The sequence below is a fragment of the Micromonospora musae genome (genome assembly GCF_003626635.1).
In the GTDB taxonomy this organism is placed as follows: Bacteria; Actinomycetota; Actinomycetes; order Mycobacteriales; family Micromonosporaceae; genus Micromonospora; species Micromonospora musae.
Map to the genome: position 1 here is coordinate 148,476 of NZ_RAZT01000011.1, position 20,174 is coordinate 168,649.

General features: G+C 73.6%; 17 protein-coding genes. 7 read left to right on the forward strand and 10 right to left on the reverse strand.

Going from position 1 to position 20,174, the window contains the following annotated elements:
* Positions 1-39: 39 nt before the first annotated feature.
* Positions 40-2,556, reverse strand: a complete 2,517-nt coding sequence (locus D7044_RS22270; protein ID WP_120690094.1) for a putative bifunctional diguanylate cyclase/phosphodiesterase — start codon at positions 2,554-2,556, stop codon at positions 40-42.
* A gap of 841 nt (positions 2,557-3,397) precedes the next feature.
* On the opposite strand from D7044_RS22270, the gene moaC reads away from it, so the two are divergent.
* From moaC to D7044_RS22290, 4 genes are all read left to right on the forward strand, one after another.
* Positions 3,398-3,889, forward strand: a complete 492-nt coding sequence (gene moaC, locus D7044_RS22275; protein WP_120690095.1) for a cyclic pyranopterin monophosphate synthase MoaC — start codon at positions 3,398-3,400, stop codon at positions 3,887-3,889.
* Positions 3,886-4,356, forward strand: a complete 471-nt coding sequence (locus D7044_RS22280; protein WP_120690096.1) for a MogA/MoaB family molybdenum cofactor biosynthesis protein — start codon at positions 3,886-3,888, stop codon at positions 4,354-4,356. Before moaC ends, D7044_RS22280 begins: the two co-directional genes overlap by 4 nt.
* Before the next feature lie 205 nt (positions 4,357-4,561).
* Positions 4,562-5,821: a molybdopterin molybdotransferase MoeA gene (locus tag D7044_RS22285; protein WP_120690097.1), complete on the forward strand. Its 1,260-nt coding sequence runs from the start codon at positions 4,562-4,564 to the stop codon at positions 5,819-5,821.
* The gene (locus tag D7044_RS22290; protein WP_120690098.1) at positions 5,818-6,246 is read left to right on the forward strand and encodes a molybdenum cofactor biosynthesis protein MoaE; all 429 of its coding nucleotides are present in this window, start codon (positions 5,818-5,820) and stop codon (positions 6,244-6,246) included. Before D7044_RS22285 ends, D7044_RS22290 begins: the two co-directional genes overlap by 4 nt.
* A gap of 81 nt (positions 6,247-6,327) precedes the next feature.
* Here D7044_RS22290 and D7044_RS22295 read toward each other — a convergent pair whose 3' ends face one another.
* Together D7044_RS22295 and D7044_RS22300 are read right to left on the reverse strand one after the other, a co-directional pair.
* The gene (locus tag D7044_RS22295; protein ID WP_120683022.1) at positions 6,328-7,770 is read right to left on the reverse strand and encodes a glycosyltransferase 87 family protein; all 1,443 of its coding nucleotides are present in this window, start codon (positions 7,768-7,770) and stop codon (positions 6,328-6,330) included.
* Positions 7,771-7,986: 216 nt separating this feature from the next.
* Positions 7,987-8,535 (reverse strand): DoxX family protein, encoded by a 549-nt coding sequence (locus D7044_RS22300; protein WP_120683019.1) that lies wholly within the window; start codon positions 8,533-8,535, stop codon positions 7,987-7,989.
* A 134-nt stretch (positions 8,536-8,669) separates the two neighbouring features.
* Here D7044_RS22300 and D7044_RS22305 point away from each other — a divergent pair, with 134 nt between their 5' ends.
* Positions 8,670-9,215 (forward strand): GNAT family N-acetyltransferase, encoded by a 546-nt coding sequence (locus D7044_RS22305; RefSeq protein WP_120683017.1) that lies wholly within the window; start codon positions 8,670-8,672, stop codon positions 9,213-9,215.
* A 27-nt stretch (positions 9,216-9,242) separates the two neighbouring features.
* Here D7044_RS22305 and D7044_RS22310 read toward each other — a convergent pair whose 3' ends face one another.
* Both D7044_RS22310 and D7044_RS22315 read right to left on the reverse strand, forming a co-directional pair.
* Positions 9,243-10,484, reverse strand: coding sequence for an ATP-binding protein (locus tag D7044_RS22310; protein WP_120683015.1), 1,242 nt, complete (start codon positions 10,482-10,484; stop codon positions 9,243-9,245).
* A 163-nt stretch (positions 10,485-10,647) separates the two neighbouring features.
* Positions 10,648-11,130 (reverse strand): LppU/SCO3897 family protein, encoded by a 483-nt coding sequence (locus tag D7044_RS22315; protein WP_120690153.1) that lies wholly within the window; start codon positions 11,128-11,130, stop codon positions 10,648-10,650.
* Between the two features lie 459 nt (positions 11,131-11,589).
* On the opposite strand from D7044_RS22315, the gene D7044_RS22320 reads away from it, so the two are divergent.
* Complete coding sequence (locus D7044_RS22320) at positions 11,590-12,567, forward strand: EamA family transporter (RefSeq protein ID WP_233563530.1); 978 nt, start codon at positions 11,590-11,592, stop codon at positions 12,565-12,567.
* A gap of 10 nt (positions 12,568-12,577) precedes the next feature.
* Entirely contained in the window at positions 12,578-13,216 is a 639-nt protein-coding gene (locus tag D7044_RS22325; RefSeq protein WP_120690099.1) for a prepilin peptidase, read from the forward strand.
* Positions 13,217-13,298: 82 nt separating this feature from the next.
* Here D7044_RS22325 and D7044_RS22330 read toward each other — a convergent pair whose 3' ends face one another.
* The 5 genes from D7044_RS22330 to D7044_RS22350 form a co-directional block, all read right to left on the reverse strand.
* Positions 13,299-16,493, reverse strand: coding sequence for a UvrD-helicase domain-containing protein (locus D7044_RS22330; RefSeq protein WP_120690100.1), 3,195 nt, complete (start codon positions 16,491-16,493; stop codon positions 13,299-13,301).
* 187 nt (positions 16,494-16,680) lie between these two features.
* Entirely contained in the window at positions 16,681-17,925 is a 1,245-nt protein-coding gene (locus D7044_RS22335; RefSeq protein WP_120690101.1) for a metallophosphoesterase, read from the reverse strand.
* 10 nt (positions 17,926-17,935) lie between these two features.
* Positions 17,936-18,199 carry a MoaD/ThiS family protein gene (locus D7044_RS22340; RefSeq protein WP_120683184.1) on the reverse strand — a complete coding sequence of 88 codons (264 nt, stop codon included), beginning with the start codon at positions 18,197-18,199 and terminating at the stop codon, positions 17,936-17,938.
* Between the two features lie 14 nt (positions 18,200-18,213).
* A complete protein-coding gene (moaA, locus tag D7044_RS22345; RefSeq protein WP_120690102.1) occupies positions 18,214-19,227 on the reverse strand; it encodes a GTP 3',8-cyclase MoaA in 1,014 nt (337 codons plus the stop codon).
* Complete coding sequence (locus D7044_RS22350) at positions 19,224-20,138, reverse strand: fructosamine kinase family protein (protein ID WP_120690103.1); 915 nt, start codon at positions 20,136-20,138, stop codon at positions 19,224-19,226. The genes moaA and D7044_RS22350 overlap by 4 nt, the downstream gene beginning before the upstream one ends.
* Positions 20,139-20,174: the final 36 nt, after the last annotated feature.

Below are 20,174 nucleotides of genomic sequence, written 5' to 3' on the forward strand. Positions count from 1 at the left end.
TCGCGCGTCGAGGTGGCCGGGGGTTGGGCCACCGGTTGGTCAGGCGGGCTGGTGCGGGAGCCGGTCCCGGCCGCGTCCACCGGTGCGGCGGCTGAGGCGGATCACCGCGCCGGCGTCGTGCAGCGGCGGTGCCAGCAGGCCGGGGCCGCCGCCGGCGCCGCGCTGCAGCGCGGCCAGGAGCATGCCGGCGGGCATCGGCCGGGCGAAGAGGTGACCCTGGCCCGCAGCACAGCCGAGCTGCCAGAGGGCCCGGCGTTGCGGTTCGCTCTCCACTCCCTCGGCCACCACGGTCAGGTCGAGGCTGCGGCCGAGATCCAGGGTGGAGCGGATGACCGCGGCGGCCTCGGCCGAGTTCTCCATGGCGGTCACGAAGCTCTTGTCGATCTTCAGCTCGTGCACGGGGATTCGGGAGAGCAGGCTCAGCGAGGAGTAGCCGGTGCCGAAGTCGTCCAGAGCAAGTCGTACGCCCTCGTCGCGGAGCCGGCTGAGCACCCGGTCGACCACGTCGAGCTGGCTGAGGGTGAGGGTCTCGGTCAGCTCCAGCACCAGCTGGTCCGGGGGGAGGTCGTGGGCGCGCAGTCGGGCCAGCACCGAGCCGGGGAAACGCGCGTCGAGCAGGCTGCGCGGGGAGACGTTCACCGCGATCGGTACGTCGAAGCCGGCCTCCCGCCAGGTCTTCGCGGCGATGAGGGCCTGGTCGAGGATCGCCTCGGCGAAGGCCGGCAGCAGCCCGGAGCGCTCGACGGCCTCCAGGAAGCGCAGCGGGTCGATCAGCCCGTGCGTGGGGTGGTGCCAGCGGGCGAGCGCCTCGGCGCTGGTGATCTCGCCGGAGGCCAGGTCGACGATGGGCTGGAAGTTGACGGTGAACTCGTGGTCGGCGACCGCACGGGGCAACTCTCCGCCGAGGGTGAGCCGGTTGAGGTCGGCGGTGTCCCGGGTCGGCGCGTAGGTGGAGATCCGTTGGCCGGCCCGCTTGGCCTGGTACATGGCGACGTCGGCGCGGCGGAGCAGTTCGGGCATCCCACCGGCGGTCGGCGCGGCGGCGATGCCCCCGCTCGCCTCGACGCTGATCCGCATGCCGTCCAGGTCGATCGGTTCGTGCAGGGCGGCGAGCAGTGTCTCCGCCCGGTGCGCGGCGATCGCCGGCGCCGGCAGGCCGCGCAGCAGCACGGCGAACTCGTCGCCGCCGAGCCGCGCCACCAGCTCGTCGCCCTGGGCGGCGCCGCGCAGCCGCTCGGCCACCTGGACGAGCACCTGGTCGCCGGCGGCGTGCCCCAGGGTGTCGTTGATCTCCTTGAAGTGGTTGAGGTCGATCAGCATCAGGGCGGTCACGCCGTCGGCGTGCTTCGTGCTGAGCTGCTCGGTGCCCTGTTCGAGAAGCTGCCGCCGGTTGGCCAGCCCGGTCAGTGCGTCGTGGCTGGCGGCGTACGCGTGCTCGTCGGCGACGCGGGCGAGCTGCGCGTACGCCTGGGCGTTGCGTACGGCGGTGCAGAGCGCCGACGCGAAGGTGCGGAGGGTGTACTGCTCCCGTTCGGAGAGCTGCACCGGCCCGCGGAACCGCAGCCGGAGCACGCCGACGTCGGCGGTGCGATCGTGCCCCTCCAGCGCGGCCGGCACCACCGTCCCGTCGACCGGGGTGGGCTCGCCGGCCCGCCCGTCGTAGGCGATGACGCCGTCGGCGCCGCCGCGTACCGTCCGGTCACCCTCGCGCAGTTCGATCTCCACCTCGTCCGCGGAGAAGAGTTCGGCGGCCTGGGTGACCGCGGTGGTGAGGACGTTGTCGAGGTCGACCACGTTGAGGGCGTCGGTGGCCCGGGCGAGGCGTTGCCAGGCCTGCTGTTCGGTCCGGGCGCGGATCCGGGCGGAGTAGGTGAGGTGCAGGCTGAGCACCAACGGCGGCACGGCGAGCAGGAACCGGGGGGAGGCTTGCAGGATGAGCAGGGTGCAGACGGCGACCAGGAAGCGTACGGCGAAGCCGCCGAGCCGTAGGTCGAGGTTGCTGCGGAAGTTGCGGGCGATCTTCGTGCCCGAGGCGAGCGCGATGACGGGGATCGCCAGGAGGTCGTCCAGCAGCGCCGCGACCAGGTAGGCGCCGGCCAGCGGCAGCACCCACCGCCAGTCGCCGGACGGTGACGGCCAGCCCAGCGCCGTCAGGGTCGTGCCGGCGCCCCAGGCGACGATGACGTTCTTGCCGACGCCGAAGGCCACCTTGATCGGCGAGAGGCGCAGTGACGCCAGGGCGATGCCGACCACGGTGCAGAGCACCACCCACGGCAGCGGGGCGATGGCGACGCCGATGACTATCGCCGTCTCGTTCCAGCTGATCGAGTGCGTGGTCGACCTGATGCGTACCCGCGCCTTGACCAGGGTGCCGACGGCGATCATGAAGGCGAGCATCACGAGGGTGGCGGCGTCGTTCAGCGATCTCGGTGCGGCGCTCGTCAGGGCGGGCCGCAGTGTGGTGACGACGATGACGGATGCCAGAACGACGACGAGACCGACGAGCAGCATCAGCCGCCGATCGGTCTCATTCTCGCGTCGTGGGGGAAGCGTCATACCACTCCAGGTGACTGCCTCAGCCGTTCGCAGCCTACTCCCGGGGCGCCGGTAAGTCCCGTCCCAGCCTCAGTTCCAGTCGCTGCCGCGCATCGCGTTGCTCCTTTCGTACCGATGCCATTCCGGGACCTTTCCCGTGGAGGTCCTCGTCCCTCTGAAACGGCAGCTTAGGAGCAACTAGAGATGATTAGAAGAAATAAATGTCGGTATGCGCAACATTAGCCAAGAGGAAGAGGGTTTGTGACGGTCTGTCCATCGCGCCTGTGCGGAGCGCTGTCGACCCTTTTCGCTATGCGATTGCTTTGTCGCGCAACGCTGCCGGTGCTGGTCGGTGAGGTGCGGACGTCTTGTCCCAACTGTGGTGAGATGGGCTCGCCGAATCACCGCGAGTTCGGACATCCCGCACGCCCCCGCGGCTGACCTGCGCCGCAGTCGGCCTGAACCACATTTACGTCCTCTCCGCCCCGGCCGCAATCGTGACCCGGAAAGTATCCGGATTCGATCGGCTCAGATGAACGCCCATCGGATTCGGATTCCGCGACCGGCGGCACCCGCCACGCGGATGCGTCCGGTGGCGCAACTTTCTCGGCGCACGGTGCACCGGCGCGGCGGGGCCTGAGCAGCGGGCCGGGCCCGTGCTGACCGGCAATTCGGTACGGGTCCTCGGTTACGGTCGAGAAACCGGCGGATGAACTGTCGCCCATCCGTTACCGTCGGCCACCTCCCGGCGTCGATCACTTGCTGTTTGCGGCCCGGCCCGAAGCGGGCAGCGCGATTCTCCAGCCGACAGGACGGCGACGCGCGCCCCGAGCGGTCGTACCCGGAAGATAGGCTCGCGGCCGTGACCGAATCCGCGCAGCTCACTCACGTCGACGCCGCCGGTGCGGCGCGCATGGTCGACGTCTCCGCCAAGGCGGTGACCGGGCGCTCGGCGGTCGCCGCCGGCCGGTTGCGAACGACGCCCGAGGTGATCGACCTGCTGCGGCGCGACGGCCTGCCGAAGGGCGACGCGCTGGCCGTGGGGCGCCTCGCCGGCATCATGGGCGCCAAGCGCACCCCCGACCTGATCCCGCTCTGCCATCCGATCGCGCTGCACGCCGTGACCGTCGAGCTGGAGCCCACCACCGACACCGTCGAGATCACCGCCACCGCGCGCACCGCCGACCGGACGGGCGTCGAGATGGAGGCGTTGACCGCGGTGGCCGTCGCCGGCCTCGCCCTCATCGACATGGTCAAGGCGGTGGACCCGGCGGCGTCCGTCGAGAGTGTCCGCGTCCTGCGCAAGGAGGGTGGCAAGACCGGCGAGTGGGTCCGCCCCGAGGAGCGGCCGTGATCCGGGGCCGGGTGATCGTGGCCTCGAACCGGGCCGCCGCCGGCGTCTACGCCGACACCAGCGGTCCACTGCTCGTCGCCGGCCTGCGCGAACTGGGCTGCGAGGTCGACGATCCCGTGGTGGTGCCCGACGGCGAGCCGGTCGGCGAGGCGCTGCGCGCCGCGCTCGCCGACGACATCGACGTGGTGCTGACCAGCGGCGGCACCGGCATCACGCCCTCCGACCGGACCCCCGATGTGACCCGCGCGCTGCTCGACTACGAGATTCCCGGAATCGCCGAGGCGATCCGCGCCCACAGCCGGGACCGGGTCCCCACCTCGGCGCTCTCCCGGGGGCTGGCCGGGGTGGCCGGCCGCATGCTGGTGGTCAACCTGCCCGGTTCGACCGGCGGCGCCCGCGACGGCCTGGCCGTGCTCGGCCCGATCCTCGCCCACGCCGTCGACCAGCTGCGCGGCGGCGACCACTGAGCGCACGCCGTGGATCGGCCGCGGCCTCCGACCACACGCCGTCGGCCGGCTGCGCGCGGCGACCAGTGAGCGCGTGCCGCGGCCGGCTGCGTGGCGGCGAAGGGTCGAGCGCGCGCCGTCGACAAGCCGCGCGGTGGCGGCCACCGAGCGGCCCGGCGCGTCGACTGCCCCGGCGCAGCGGCCCCCACCCGGATAGGCTCGGCCGGTGAGCACGGAAACCGCAGCGACGGCGGAGCACGCCGTCGCCTCGCCGCCGGCCGAGTGGGCACAGGCGCGTACCCGGGTGCACGCGGTCGGGCTCGCCGCCGCGCTTCCCGTCGTCGCCCGGCCGCTCGCCGAGACCGACGGACTGACCCTCGCCGAGCCGTTGACCGCGCGTACCGACCTTCCGGCCTTCCCCACCGCCAGCGTGGACGGCTGGGCGGTACGGGGATCCGGGCCGTGGCGGGTCGTCGGTCGGGTGCTGGCCGGCAGCACTCCGCCGGCGCTGACCGAGGACGGCACCACCGTGGAGATCGCCACCGGCGCGATGGTGCCGGAGGGCACCACGGCGCTGCTGCGCATCGAGGAGTCCGAACGGACGTCGGACGCCCGCGTCGTCGGCACCCCCCGCAGCGCCCCGGAGTGGCGGCAGCCGGGTGAGGAGGCGTACGCCGGGGAAGAGCTCCTGCCCGCCGGCACGTCGGTGGACCCGGCGGTGATCGGCCTCGCCGCCTCCTGTGGATACGACACGCTGCCGGTGCGGCGCGCGCCACGCGCCGCGCTGTTGGTCTTCGGCGACGAGCTGTTGACCGCCGGCCCGCCCGCGGCCGGGCAGGTCCGCGACGCGCTGGGGCCGTCGCTGCCGGCCTGGCTGCGCCGGTACGGCTGCGAGATCCGCCCCGCCGACGTGATCGGCCCGGTCGAGGACACCCTCCCCGCGCACGTCGCGGCGCTGCGTGCGGCGCTCGCCGACGCCGACCTGGTCTGCACGACCGGCGGCACCATGCACGGCCCCGTCGACCACCTGCACCCGGCGCTCGAGGAGCTGGGCGCCGAGTACGTCGTCAACACCGTGGCCGTCCGGCCCGGGTTCCCGATGCTGCTGGCCCGGCTGACCGGGCCGGACGGGCGGGTCCGCTTCGTGGCCGGTCTGCCGGGCAACCCGCAGTCGGCGATCGTCGCGCTGGTCTCCCTGGTCGCCCCGCTGCTTGCCGGCCTCCAGGGCCGGCAGCTGCCGGAGCTGCCGCACGCCACGCTGGCCGAGCCGGTGCCCGGGCGGGGCGACTACACCCACCTCGCCCTGGTCCGCCTGGACCGGGTCGCCGGCACCGCCCATCCGGTTCGGCACGTCGGCTCGGCGATGCTGCGGGGGCTCGCCGGGGCCGACGGCTTCGCCGTGATCGGGCCGGGCGGCAGCGGCGAGGTGGGGAGTCGGGTCCCCGTGGTGCCGTTGCCGCTGCGCAGCGGGGAGCGTGCCGCATGACCGCGCCGACGCTCGCCCACGGCACGGTCACCGACCAGCCGCTCGACCTGGCCGCGCACGAGGCGGCGGTCGCCGATCCGCGCGCCGGCGCGGTGGTCTCCTTTCAGGGCGTGGTCCGCGACCACGACCACGGCCGGGCGGTGACCAGCCTGGAGTACGAGGGGCACCCGAGCGCCGAACGGATCCTGCGCGAGGTTGCCGCCGAGATCGCCGCGGACCCCGAGGTGTACGCGGTGGCCGTCTCGCACCGCATCGGTGCCCTGGCCATCGGTGACGCGGCCCTGGTCGCGGCGGTCAGCACGGCGCACCGGGCCGCCGCCTTCGCCGCCTGCGCACGGCTGGTCGACGAGGTGAAGGCCCGCCTGCCGATCTGGAAGCACCAGGTCTTCGCCGACGGCAGCGAGGAGTGGGTGAACTGCCCCTGACGGGTCGCCACCGAGCCGCCCCGCGGTCTGTCGGCGGATCCGCCGGGCGGTACGCCGGCCACCGGCAGCGGCGCGGGTAGGTCAGCGGCGGGCGGCGGCGGGCTGCCGGCCCAACCGGTCGGCGTAGAAGACCGGCTCGGCCCCCGGCCGCCAGGGCATCGCGGCGACCAGCACGATGAGGGCCAACGCCAGCGAGTTCTCCATGAGCGCGCCGAAGAGACCGTCCTGGTAGTGCGACTCCTCCGGCAGTTGGTGCTCGTACGGCCAGATCGGCGAGATCAGCACGAGCAGGTAGAGCGCGATCGCGGCGACACCGTGGCGGAGCCCGGTCAACGTGGGATACCAGATCGGCGGGCGGAGGCCGTTGACCCCGGGTAGCCCGGAGTACGGCCCGCCCGCCCCGGAGCGGTGGGCGAGCCCCCGGCTCGCGTCGCGTCGTCGTACGGCGGCGTCGGCCAGCACGATGATGGCCGGGATGACCCAGACCAGGTGGTGCGTCCAGGAGATCGGGCTGATCACGTTGGCGGTGAGCCCGACCAGGGTGAACGCGGTCAGCTCGTCACCGTCGGCGTGCGAGTGCGCGGCCCGGGAGAGCCCCAGCGCCAGGATCAGCACCGAGAACGAGAACCAGAGCAGCCCCGGGGTCTCGATCGAGTCGTAGAGGCGGGCGAGCAGGCCGGCGAGGGACTGGTTCGGCGTCATGTCGGCGGCGCCGACCCGCTCGGTCTGCCAGAGGACGCCGCCGAAGTACGCGCGGGACTCGACGCCGACGATGGCGAAGCTGCCGACCGTCACCCCGATCGTCGTCGCGATCGCGGTCGTCGCCACCCGCCACTGCCGGGTGATCATCAGATAGACGATGAAGAGGGCCGGGGTGAGCTTCACCGCGGTGGCCAGTCCGATGCCGACACCGGCCCACGCCCCGCTGTAGACGAAGCGCAGCAACGGGCCGTCCTCGGGGGCGACGTGCGTGCCCCGGCGGGAGCGCCACCGCAGGCCGATCAGGTCGGCGATGACGAGGGCGAAGAGCAGCAGATTGACCTGGCCGTAGCCGAGGGTCTCCCGGGACGGCTCGATGGCGGCGGCGAGCGGTACGGCCAGGGCCACCGTGTACCACAGTGACCAGCCGAGCCGGTCCACGATCGGGCGCAGCAGGCCGGCGAGCACCACCGCCAGGGCGGCGAGGCTGGCCAGCGCGTTCACCATCCCGGCGGCCTCGATCGGCAGGTGCGCCATGGGGAGCATGACCAGGCCGGCGAAGGGCGGGTAGGTGAAACCGAGGGTGGTCTCGGGCGCGACGAACTCATAGAGCTCGTGTCCGGTCGCCCACCACACCACCGCGCCGTGGTAGATCTTCATGTCGAAGAAGTTGTACGGCCGTCCGAAGGCGCCGATCGCCAGCCAGGCGGCGTAGGCGACGGCGGCCACGATGCTGACCCGTACGACGATTCCGCGATCGACGCGGCTCGTCACGCGTCGGACTGTGGCGAGGCGGTCCGCCCGTCTCCCGACGGTCGCCGGCATGGCGTGGCCACCCCCGTACCAAGCTCGTCCTACCCGTCCAGGTCCCGCACGGAGCCTAGAACGGCGACTCACGTTAGTGCCTCCCGCGTTATGCGACCGTGTCCGATCCCACACATGTTTTTGACATTTCCACCGCGTTAACGCCTAGCGGGCGGTTCAGGTGATTCGTGGTGTTGGGTGGGGTGCGGTGGTGTCGAGGGGAGGCATCGACGCAGGTCAGCCCGGCAGTCGACGGGCCGTGCTCGCGGCCCGGGCGGTCACCACCCGGGCCTCCCGCCGCGCGGTGCGGACGGCTCTCCGCATCGAGCTACGGGAGTGGCCGATCCGGTGGCCCGTACGCCAGCGGAGCCCCGGCTTGCCCTGCGTGTCGGCGGCGGCGAGCAGCAGCCCACCGAAGAGCCCGAGGTTCTTCAGGAAGTGCACCCGGTTGTTGGCCCGCGCGGCGGCGTCCTCGTTCTCCCAGAACCGGTGCCCGGCGAGCGTCACCGGCACCAGCGTGCCGGCCAGCACCAGCGCCATCGGTCGGGTGAGCCTTCCGGTGGCGAAGAGCAGCCCGGCGCCGATCTGCACCGCGCCGTTGGCCCGGATCAACGTCGCGGTGTCGGTCGGGATGCGGGGGTTGACCTGCTCGAGCAGTGGCTCCACACGGTCGGTGATCGGCTTGGCGGCGGGCACCAACCGGCCGGGATTCGTCAAGTTGCTATACCCGCTGGCCACGAAGATGCCGCTCAACATGGCGCGGGCGAGGGAGCGTACGGGTTTCATGGCTCAGTCATACCCCGTCGCGGCCCTGGCCACCCCGGCAACGGCCGATCCGGATCGGCGTACGTGCACGTCGCGCCACGCCGATTCGAGCGACCGTCGCTGATGGACCGCTCCCGACGGGTAACCTCGCGCGGGTGACCACGCTGCGGCTTCGACCCGAGGGCCCGGCCGACACCGGCCCGGTCCGCCGGGTGCTGGCTACCGCGTTCGCGCGCCCGGACGTGGCCGCGCCGCCGGAGGTCGGGCTCGTCAACGAGCTGCGTGACAGCGACGCGTGGATGCCCGAACTCGCCATGGTCGCCGAGTACGGCGGTGAGGTGGTCGGCTACGCGCTGCTCACCCGCGTACGGGTGAAATCCGATCGGGGTTCCGCGCCGGCGTTGACCCTCGGCCCGGTGGCGGTGGCGCCGCACCGGCAGAAGGTCGGTCACGGCACGGCCGTGGTGCAGGCGGCCCTCGACGCCGCGACCGAACTGGGTGAGCGGCTCGTGGTGGTGCTCGGCAGCCCGGCCTACTACCGCCGCTTCGGCTTCAGCCGGGCCGATCGGATGGGCCTGACCAGCCCCTGGTCCGGGCTGGGCGAGCCGTGGCAGGCGCTGGTGCTGCCGCCGGCGACCAGTGACGCGGCCGCACCGCCCCAGGGTGAGGTGGTCTTTCCGCCGCCCTGGGCGAAGGTCTGACTCGCCGCCTGGCCGATGGGGTGGGCCTCAGGCCGGCTGGGTGCGCAGGTAGCGGCCGAAGTGCGGCACGGTGAACGCGACGGTGCCCCGCTCGCCGGAGTAGATGAGCCCCTTCTTGATCAGGGCGTCCCGGGCCGGGGAGAGGCTGGCCGGCTTGCGGCCGAGCGCGCGGGCGATCTCCGCCGTCGGCACGGCGGCGTCCATGTCGTCCCGGACCTCGCCCCCCGACTCGGCCTCCACCAGCGAGAGGGTGGCCATGGCCCGCATGTACTCGCGCTCGGCCGGGGTGGCCCGTTCGAAGCGGGACCCGAAGAAGCCGACCGCCAACTCGGCCTCGGCCTCGGGGGCGGCGACCCGGACGTCGGCCGCGGTGACGGGGGAGCGCGGCGCATGGTCCCAGGTGGCTTTCCCGTACGCCTGCACGAAGTACGGGTAGCCGCCGGACTTCTCGTAGAGCAGGTCGAGCGCCTTCGGCTCGTACTCGACCTCTTCGCGCTCGGCCGGGGCGCAGAACGCCTGGTCGGCGGCGATCCGGTCGAGCCGGTCGATCCGCTGGTAGCGGAAGAGGCGTTCGGAGTACGACTTCGCGGCGCTGAGCACGGCCGGCAGGTGGGGCAGACCGGCACCGACCACGATCAGCGGTGCGCCGAGCTGGGAGAGCTCGTGGCAGGCGGCGCAGAGCGCCGAGACGTCCTCGGGGCCGAGATCCTGCATCTCGTCGATGAAGATGGCGACACCGGTGCCCACGTCGCTGGCGACCGCTGCGGCATCGGTCAGCAACTCGACGAGGTCGATCTCGATGTCGCCGGAGTCCGCCCGGCCGCTGCTCGCGGGCACGTCGATGCCGGGCTGCCAGCGGTCGCGCAACTTCGGCGCGGCGCCACCGCGGGCGGTCGGTGCGGCGCGCATCGCGAACGCCTTGAGTACGCCGAGGAAGTCGTCGATCCGGTCCGGGGCGCGGTGCCGGGGTGCGAGCTCCCGGACCGCCATGTGCAGCGCGGCGGCGATCGGGCGGCGTAGCGACTGATCGGGTCGGGCCTCGATCTTGCCGCTGCCCCAGAGGTGGTTGATGGCCTGCGAGCGCAGGGTGTTGAGCAGCACCGTCTTGCCGACGCCGCGCAGGCCGGTGAGCATCAGGCTCCGCTCCGGCCGTCCTCGGGCGATGCGCTCCAGCACGATGTCGAAGACGTCCAGCTCTCGCCCCCGCCCGGCGAGCTCGGGCGGACGCTGACCGGCGCCCGGGGCGTACGGGTTGCGGACCGGATCCACGCATCGCAGAGTATCGGGCTGTCTAGCTGCGAGGCTAGACATGGATAGATGGGGCTACCGGCGTGTCGAGAACTCTCGACATAAAACTAGGGCTCTCTAGCGTCCATGCTAGAAAGCCCTAGTTTCGGCTACCGGTGGCGACCCCGCGCCTTGCGACGGTGCCCTACCGCTGCTTCAGGCAGAGGACGAAGTCGAGGGTGTCCAGCTCGCTGTCGTAGAAGTACCAGTTGGTGTAGCCCCGGACCTGGGCACACTTCGTCTCGGCGTCCTTCTCCCCGCTCGTGGTGCCGTCGAAGCGGCGCAGCACCTCGTACGTGTTCGCGGCGCAGCCGGCGATCAGCAGCTTCGGCTTCCCGTTCGCGGTGCCGTCGTGGCGGACGCACTGCCCCACCTTCGCGAAGCGGGGGTCCGCCGACGACTCGGGTGCCGCCGCGGTCGCCGGGGCCGTCGGGGCGGGTACGTCCGGATCCGCTGCCCGGGACGGGACCGCGCTGGTCGGCGCGGCCACCGGCGGCGGCTCGTCCCCGTCGGCCAGGAGGTAGAGCGCTGAACCGGCGGCCAGCACCAGCAGCACCACGACCACCGAGACCACGATCAGCGGCCCGCGACGACGCCGCGCCGGAGCCGGCGCCCCGGCGTACGGCACCGGGCCGCCGACCGGGTCCCACTCGGGCGCGGGCTCGTACGCCCGCTGCGGTCCCGCCGTGGCGTGCCCGCCGTTCGGGTAGGGCTGCTCCTCGTAGCGGCCGTCGCGGTGCGGCTCGGCGTCATAGCGGCCGTGGCGCGGCTCGGCGTCGTAGCGGCCGTCGCGGCGCGGCTCGCCGTACGGCGGCTCGGGGTACTGCGGCTCGTCGTGGTGCGGCTCGGGTCCGGCTGGCCGCTGCGCCTCCTGACCGTGGTACCCCGGATAAGGTCGCTGCCCGCGCCACGGGTCCGGGGGTTCGCCACCCGGTGATCCGTAGTTCGCCATGAACGCCCTCCTGGACAGTGGTGAGAGGCCGGCCACCAAGGCGGGACGCCGACACCGAGGTCACCGTAGCGTGGACCGACGATGGCCTCGACTCCCTCTCGTCCGTCCCCTGCCGCCGATCCGTCCGGCCGGGCCGTGACCGCGACCCCCACCCTGGTCTGGACCGCGCTCCTCCTGGTCTACCTGCTCTGGGGCTCCACGTACCTGGGTATCCGGATCGCGGTGGAGACCATGCCGCCGCTCGCCTCGGCGGCGGCCCGGTTCGCCGCCGCCGCTCTGGTGCTCGCGCTCGTCCTGCGGATCCGCCGCGGCGCGGGCGCCCTCCGGGTCGACCGGCGGCAGCTCGCCTCGGCGGGGCTGGTCGGGCTGCTCCTGCTCGCCGGCGGCAACGGGCTCGTGGTGCTCGCCGAGTCCGGGCCGCCCGGGGTCGCGCTGCCCTCCGGCATCGCCGCACTGTTGGTCGCCACGGTGCCACTGCTGGTGGTGCTGCTCCGCTCGGCCACCGGCGACCGCCCCCGGATCTGGACCTTCGCCGGAGTCAGCCTCGGATTCGTCGGGCTGGTCCTGCTCGTGCTGCCCAGCGGAGGCGCGGACGCGGTGCCCCTGGGCGGGGCGCTCACCGTGGTCGCCGGGGCGGCCAGCTGGTCGATCGGCTCCTTCCTCTCCGGCCGCCTCCGGATGCCCGCCGATCCGTTCGTCGCCACCGTCTACGAGATGGCGGCCGGTGCGGTGGCGCTCATCGTCCTCTCGGTGGGCCGGGGCGAGCTGCGCGGCTTCGACCCGGCCGAGGTGAGCGGCCGCTCCTGGCTCGCGCTCGGCTACCTGATGGTGGCCGGCTCGCTGGTCGCCTTCACCGCGTACGTCTGGCTGCTGCACAACGCGCCGCTCTCGCTCGTCTCGACGTACGCCTACGTCAACCCGGCGGTGGCGGTGGCCCTCGGCGCGGTGCTGGCCGCCGAGCCGGTAACCGCGCAGGTGCTGCTCGGCGGCGCGGTGATCGTGGCCGGGGTGGCCCTGGTGGTGAGCACCGAGCGTCCGGGTCGAGGCGCGACGAGCAGACCGGATACCGCGCCTTCGGCGGCCGGGGCGACCCCGGAGACATCCCGCCGGTAGCGTCCGGCCGGTGTCCGCCGGCCCGCTGACCGTCGCGGTGCTCCTCGGGGTGCTCGCCGGATCGGTCGCCCCCACGCTCGGGGGCCGCTACGTCGTCCCGAACCCGCGGGTGGCGCGTCCGAGGCGGCCTCGCCTGGGCCTCGCGGTCGCCGGTGGGGTGGCCTTCGGTGGGCTCGTCGCCGCCCGCGGCGACGACCCGGCGCTGCCCGTCCTCCTGGTGATCGCGGCCGTCGGCCTGGTGCTCGCCGCGGTCGACCTGGACTGCCTCAGGCTGCCCGACCCACTGGTCGCCACGGCGGCGGCGTCCGGTGCGCTCGGGTTGGGCGCGGTGGCAGCGGCCGGCGGCGAGGCGGCCCGGCTCTCGACCGCCCTGGCCGGCGCCGCGATCTCGCTCGCCGGGTACGTGCTCCTGGCGCTGCTCCCGGGCTCGCGGCTCGGCTTCGGCGACGTCAAGCTCGCCGCCGCGCTCGGCCTGCCGCTCGGCTGGTTGGGCTGGCCGGCCCTCGCCTGGGGGCTGGCCCTGCCGCATGTGCTGGGCGGGCTCTGGGCGTTGGCGCAACTGCTCGCCGGGCGGATCCGCCGGGACACCGGGTGGCCGTTCGGTCCGGCCATCCTGACCGGAGCCTGGCTCGCGGCGCTCCTCGCCTGAGCGACCGCCCGCCCCTCCTGCCGCCCGTCGTGCCCGCCGCCCGGATCGACGGCGACGCGGCCGGCCCGGGCGGCCGGATGCTTCAGAGCAGGCGGAGCTGGCGGTCCTTGGGGCGGCGGGGCTCGGCGTCACCGAAGCGTTCGAAGAGGCCGGGGTCGATCGAGTCCAGGAAGGGCGACGGTGCGCAATCCCGTTCCGTGCCCTGCCGGATGCGGCGCGCGGCGGAACTCACGTAGAGCCGATCCTGCGCCCGGGTCAGGCCCACGAAGAAGAGCCGGCGCTCCTCGGCGACGGCCTCCTCGTCCGGCGTCGAGCCCGGCCAGCGCAGCGGCAGCAGCCCGTCCTCGGCGCCGACCAGGAAGACCACCGGGAACTCCAGCCCCTTGGCGGCGTGCAGGGTGAGCAGCGTGACCGCCTCGGCGCGCGGGTCGAGCGCGTCGACCTCGGCGCCGGTCGCCAACTGCGAGAGGAAGAGCTCCAGGTCGTCGCCGCAGCGGCGGGCGAGCGGGGTGAGCAGGTCGACCGCCGTCCGGACGTCCTCGGGGCGTACGGTGCCCGCGCCGTCCAGCGTCGGGGTTGCGAAGCGCTCCGCCACGACCTGGCCGGCCAGCCGTACCCGGGCGGCGAGGCCGCCGCCGAGCCCGGACGCGTGCCGCAGCTCGCGGGCGATCGCCGCCACGCCCGGCCGGTCCCGGAGCCGGTCGTGCGAGCGCTTCTGGACCGGGATGTTCGCCCGGGTGAGCGCGTCCACGATCGGCGCTGCCTGGGAGTCGGTGCGGTAGAGCACCGCGATGTCGCCGAACGAGAGCGAGGTGGACCGGCCGTCGATCCGGCCGGAGTCCAGCGACCGGTGGGAGAGCCCGCCGACCAGCTCGTCGGTCGTACGGGCGACGAAGTCCGCCTCGTCGGCGGCGGAGGCCGCCGCGTAGCGTCCGACCAGCGGGGCCTCCGGGTCGAGGCGGGCCGGGTCCAGCCGGCGGCCACGCACCAGCGACGACGGCGCGATCGCCTGCACGGCGGCGGCGAGGATCGGCGCCGAGGAGCGGTAGTTGCGGTTCAGCCGGACCAGCCGCGCATCGGTGAAGTCCTGGGAGAAGCGCAGGAAGTAGCCGACGTCGGCGCCCCGGAACGAGTAGATGGCCTGGTCCGGGTCGCCGATCGCGCAGAGGTTGCCGTCCGGCGGGCTGAGCAGCCGCAGCAGCTCGTACTGCACCGCGTCGACGTCCTGGTACTCGTCGACGAAGATCCACTGCCAGCGGTCCCGGTAGCGCTCGACGAGCGTCCGGTCCGCCCGCAGCAGCGCCACCGGCAGGGTGAGCAGCTCGTCCAGGTCGACCAGACCCTGCTTGCGCAGCAACGCGGTGTACGCGGCCGCGTCGTCACCCGCCTCGACCCGGGCCGCCGCGCGGTCGGCGTCGTCGGCGATCCGGAAGTCCGGCGGCAGCTCGGCGGCGGCGGTGTTCTCCCGCAGGATGGTCAACCCGAGCGAGTGGAACGTGCCGACCGTGATGTCCTCGGCGACCGGCCCGAGCAGGCCGTCGAGGCGGTGCCGCAGCTCCTCGGCGGCGCGCCGGGTGAACGTGATCGCCAGGCAGCGCTCGGGGAAGACGTTCAGTTCGGCGCAGAGGTACGCGATCCGGTGGGTCAGCGTCCGCGTCTTGCCGGTCCCCGGCCCCGCCACGATGAGCAGCGGCCCGCCCGGCGCGGAGGCGGCCACCCGCTGCATCGCGTCGAGCCGGTCCAGCAGCCCGGTGCCGACCTCCTCCATCCCGGCGAGCATCGGCTCGAACGGCTCGTGTGGTGAGGGCGGCGGGGCGATCGGCGGTGGGGGCGGCGGCGCGGCCTTCCGCTTCGGCTCGGCCTTGGCCGCCGCCGGGCGCTTGGCCCGTGCCTTCGCGGCCGGCTCCGCGGGCCGCCGCTGCACCGGCACCGGTACGTCGAAGAGCGTCTCCGCCTGCGCTCCGCCGGCCCGTCCGCGCAGCTCCGCCGGATCGAAGAGTGTGATGACGCCGTACTCGCCGTCGTAGCCGGGCACCCGGCGGACCTCGCCCCGGCGCAGCCGGCCGATCCCCTCGGCGAGCAACTCGCCGCCGACCCGGGCGATCTCGTCGAGGGGCGTGCCGGTCAGGATCTCCAGCTCCGGTCCGAGGGCGGCGATCAGCTCGTTGAGCTTCCCGTCGACCCTCTTCGAGCGGGCGCCCACCCCGTTCAACTCGCCGAGGATCTCGGCGAGCGGCACCAGGTGGGTCACCGGGCGGGCCTGCTCCGCCCGGTGCCCCGCCGGGCGGTCGGCCAGCTCCTCGATCCGGCTGAGCACACCGACGGTGAGCGGCTTGCCGCACTCGGGGCAGCGTCCGTCGGCCGCGCGGGTCTGCTCCGGAGCCCAGTTGACCCCGCAGAGCCGGTGGCCGTCGGCGTGGTACTTCCCCTCCTCGGGAAAGAACTCCACGGTCCCGGCGAGGCCGTCGCCGGTGCGCAGCGCGTCGCGTACCGCGAAGTAGTCGCGGTCGGTGGCGAAGAGCGTCGCCTCCCGGCCCAGCGCCGGCGGCGAGTGCGCGTCCGAGTTGGACACCAGCCGGTACGCGTCCAGGCTGCCGACCCGCCAGTTCATCTCGGGGTCGGAGGAGAGGCCGGTCTCCACGGCGAAGATGTGGTCGGCCAGGTCTGCGTAGCAGTCCGCGATGGCGTCGAAGCCGGACTTCGAGCCGAGGGCGGAGAACCACGGCGTCCAGATGTGCGCCGGCACCAGGTAGCCGTCGGCGCTCGCCTCCAGGGTGATCTCCAGCAGGTCCCGGGAGTCGAGGCCGAGGATCGGCCGGCCGTCGGAGCCGAGGTTGCCGATCCGGCCGAGCGCGGTGTTGAACCGGGCCACCGAGTCCAGGTCCGGCAGGTAGATCAGGTGGTGCACCTTGCGGGTGCGGTCGTCCCGCTTGTAGATCGTGGAGATCTCCACGCTGAGCATGAAGCGGACCGGGTCGCTCTCGGCCGCACCGGCCAGCCGGGGTGGCAGCCGCCGGGCGATGTCCTGCTCCGCCTCCGGGCTGAGCCGGTAGAGACCGGGCTCGGCCGGGTGCAGGGTCTCACGCAGGTGGTCGTACCAGGCGGGGTGGGTGAAGTCGCCGGTGCCGAGCAGTCCGATGCCCTTGCGCCGGGCCCACCAGCCGAGGTTCGGCAGGGTGAGGTCGCGGCTGCAGGCGCGGGAGTACTTCGAGTGGATGTGCAGGTCCGCGACGAACGGCGGGCGGCCACCGGAGGGTACGGCGCTGAACGGAGGCACGCCGCATCCTGTCACGTCCGGCCCGGAGCCCGCCCGCCGCCACGCACACACGTGACAAGCGCAATTCACCCGGGACCCACCCCACCCCGCCCCTCAACGAGTTGATCATGAAGTTGTTGCCGGCTGCATCGGCGTGTCGGAGCAACAACTTCATGATCAACAGGCGGGAGCGGGGAGGGGCGCGGGGTCAGGGGGTGCGCAGCTCCACCAGGGTGATCTGGGGTGGCGCGCCGACGCGGACCGGCGGGCCCCAGAAGCCGGCGCCGTTGGTGACGTACACCTTCGTGCCGTCTACCTCGCCCAGGCCGGAGACGATCGGCTGCTCCAGCCCGACCGCCAGGTTGAACGGCACGATCTGTCCACCGTGGGTGTGCCCGGACAGTTGCAGGTCCACGCCGTACTTCGCCGCCTCCACCGCCGCGACCGGCTGGTGTGCGAGGAGCACCACCGGGCGGGACGGGTCCCGGTCGCCGAGCGCCGCCCCGTAGTCGGGACCGGCGGCGAGGCCGGTACCGCTGCCGGAGACGTCGTTGACGCCGGCCAGATCCAGTACGCCGCCCTGGGCGGGGACCTCCACCCGCCGGTTCTGCAGCACCCGCAGCCCGAGCCGGTCCAGCTCCTGCACCCACTCCTCCACCCCGGAGTAGTACTCGTGGTTGCCGGTCACGAAGTAGCTGCCGTAGCGGGAACGCAGATCGCGCAGCGGCGCCGCCGCCTCGCCGAGCTCGGCGACCGTGCCGTCGACGAGGTCACCGACGACCGCCACGAGGTCCGCGTCGATCCGGTTGATCGTGGCCACGATGCGTTCGGTGTGCGCCCGGCCGAGCAGCGGTCCCAGGTGGATGTCGGAGACCGTGGCGATGCGCAGGCCGTCCATGCTGCGGGGGAGCTTGGCCAGCGGGATGCGTACCCGGTCCAGCTCGGGCGGGCCGAGGGCGGTGCGGACGCCGTACCCGGTGATCCCGGCGGCCGTGAGCCCGGCGAAGATGGCGGCCCCACGGGACAGCAGCAACCGGCGCGACGGGTCGTGGTCGGGCTGGTCGACCGCCGCGGCGGCCGGCGGGTCGGCGGGCCCGGCGCCGCCCACCAGCACCGGCTCAGGAGCGGCGGTCGTGGGCTCGGCGGTGACCACCCGGCGGCGCAGCGCCAGCCGGGCCGCCAGCATCGGCACCTCGAGCGCCAGCAGCAGCACCAGCAGGTAGAACATCAGCGCGAGCCAGAGGTAGCCGGGCCAGGCCAGCCAGTAGAGCTCGGCCCGGGTACCCGCCATCGTGGCCGGCACGAGCACGGCGAGCACCACGGCGACGATGCCGCCGATGCGTCGCCAGCGCCCCGGCCGGGTGGTGTCCCGGACCAGGCGCTTCCACAGGTAGAGATGGAGCAGGCCGGTGATCAGGGCGAGGGTGCCCACGAACCCCAGAGCCGACAGCACACGTCCTCCCTCAGCCGCCCGCGAAAGGGGGCAGGACGTCGATCGTCGCCCCGGCCGGCAGCGGTGTGCGTCGATCATGACAGACCAGTCCGTCGACGAGGAAACTCGCCACCCGCAGTACGGCCGCGAGCCGCTCACCGTGACGTAAGGCCAGCTCAGCGGCGATGCCGTCGAGCGACTCCCCGGCTGGGACGAGCTCCTCGCTCCGGCCGGCGGCGGCCCGTGCCCCGGCGAAGTAGCGGACGGTGAGCGTCGCGGTGGTGGTCGGCGACATCCGGTCGGTCACGGTCACCCTCCGATCGCCGACATGGGCCGGGCAGGTTGCAGGAAGGTCGGGTCGTCGATGCCGTGACCGGCCCGCTTTCCCCACATCGCCCGGCGCCAGCGGTCGGCCAGGTCCTCGTCGTCCGCCCCGGCACGCAGCGCGCCACGCAGGTCGGACTCCTCGGTGGCGAAGAGGCAGGCGCGGACCTGTCCGTCGGCGGTGAGCCGGGTGCGGTCGCAGTCGCCGCAGAACGGGCGGGTGACGCTGGCGATCACTCCGACCCGAGCCGGGCCGCCGTCGACCAGCCAGGTCTCGGCCGGTGCCGACCCCCGCTCGGCGGGATCGGTACGCAGGTCGAACTCGCGCCGCAGCGACGCGAGGATCTCGTCGGCGGTGACCATGGCGGCCCGGTCCCAGCCGTGCTGCGCGTCCAGCGGCATCTGCTCGATGAACCGCAGCTCGTAGCCGTGGGCGAGGGCGAAGCGGAGCAGCGCGGGCGCCTCGTCGTCGTTGACCCCGCGCATCAGCACGCTGTTGATCTTCACGGGGGTGAGGCCGGCGGCCGCCGCCCCGGCCATGCCGGCCAGTACGGCGTCGAGACGCGGACGGCGGGTCAGCTCGGTGAACCGGTCGGGGTCCAGGGTGTCCAGCGACACGTTCACCCGGTCGAGACCGGCGGCGCGCAGCGCCGGGGCGAGCCGGTCCAGGCCGATGCCGTTGGTGGTCAGCGAGATCCTCGGACGCGGGTCGAGCGCGGCCACCGCGGCCACGATGCCGACCAGCCCGGGGCGGATCAGCGGCTCGCCGCCGGTGAACCGCACCTCGGTCACGCCCAGCCGCCGCACGGCCACGCCGACCAGCCGCACGATCTCGTCGTCGGTGAGCAGCTCCGGCCCGGCCAGCCAGGGCAGCCCCTCGGCCGGCATGCAGTAGGTACAGCGCAGGTTGCACTTGTCGGTCAACGAAACGCGCAGGTCCCGGGCGACTCGGTCGTACCGGTCGACGAGGACGCCGTCGCGCGGGTGGGCGGCCTTCACCGGTCGACCGTAGCGTGGTTGAGCCCGGTGAGGGCGGAACGGGCGGTGCGGTTGACCGCATCGCGGTAGGTGGCGCCGAAGAGGGCGCTGTGCACGAGCAGCAGGTGCAGCTGGTGCAGCGGCACGCGTTCCCGCCATCCGTCGGCCAGCGGCCAGGCCTGCTGGTAGGCGTCGAGGATGCGGTCCAGGTAGGGTGCCCCGCCGAAGAGCGCCAGCTGGGCGAGGTCGGTCTCCCGGTGCCCGCCGTGCGCGGCCGGGTCCACCAGCCAGGCCCGCTCGTCGGCGGCCCAGAGCACGTTGCCCGGCCACAGGTCACCGTGGATCCGCGCCGGCGGCTCGTCGCCGCCGAACTCGCCGATCCGCTCGACGACCTTCTCCACCACGGAGATCTCGGCGGCGGTCAGTGCGCCGTTCTCCACCGAGCGGCGCAGGTACGGGGTGAGCCGCCGGTTCGCGAACCACTGCGACCAGGGGCCGTGGTCGGGGGTGTTGTCCTGCGGCAACGCCCCGATGAAGCCGTTCCAGGGCGCTCCGAAGCTCTGCGCGCCGGCCCGGTGCAGGGCGGCCAGGTCCCGCCCGAGGCGTTCGGCCGCCTCCGGGGTCGGCTCACCGGGCTCTACCCAAGCGAGCGCGAGCAGCTCCGGCAGCGCCACGATCACCTCCGGCACCGGGACCGCGGCGGCGTCCCGCAGCCACTGCAGCCCGGCGGCCTCAGCGGTGAAGAAGCCGTCCGGGGCGGGGCGGTCGGTCCGCTCCGGCCAGGTCTTGGTGAAGATCGAGTGACCGTCGTCGAGCGTCAGCCGGGACGCGGCGCAGATGTCACCGCCGGAGACCGGGGTCTCGCGGATCCGCTGGTGGGTGAGGAAGGTCGGCAGCTGGGCCGGGTGCGCCCGCAGATACGCGAGGTCCATTACCGCACCGTAACTTGTCCGACCGACCTTCCGCCC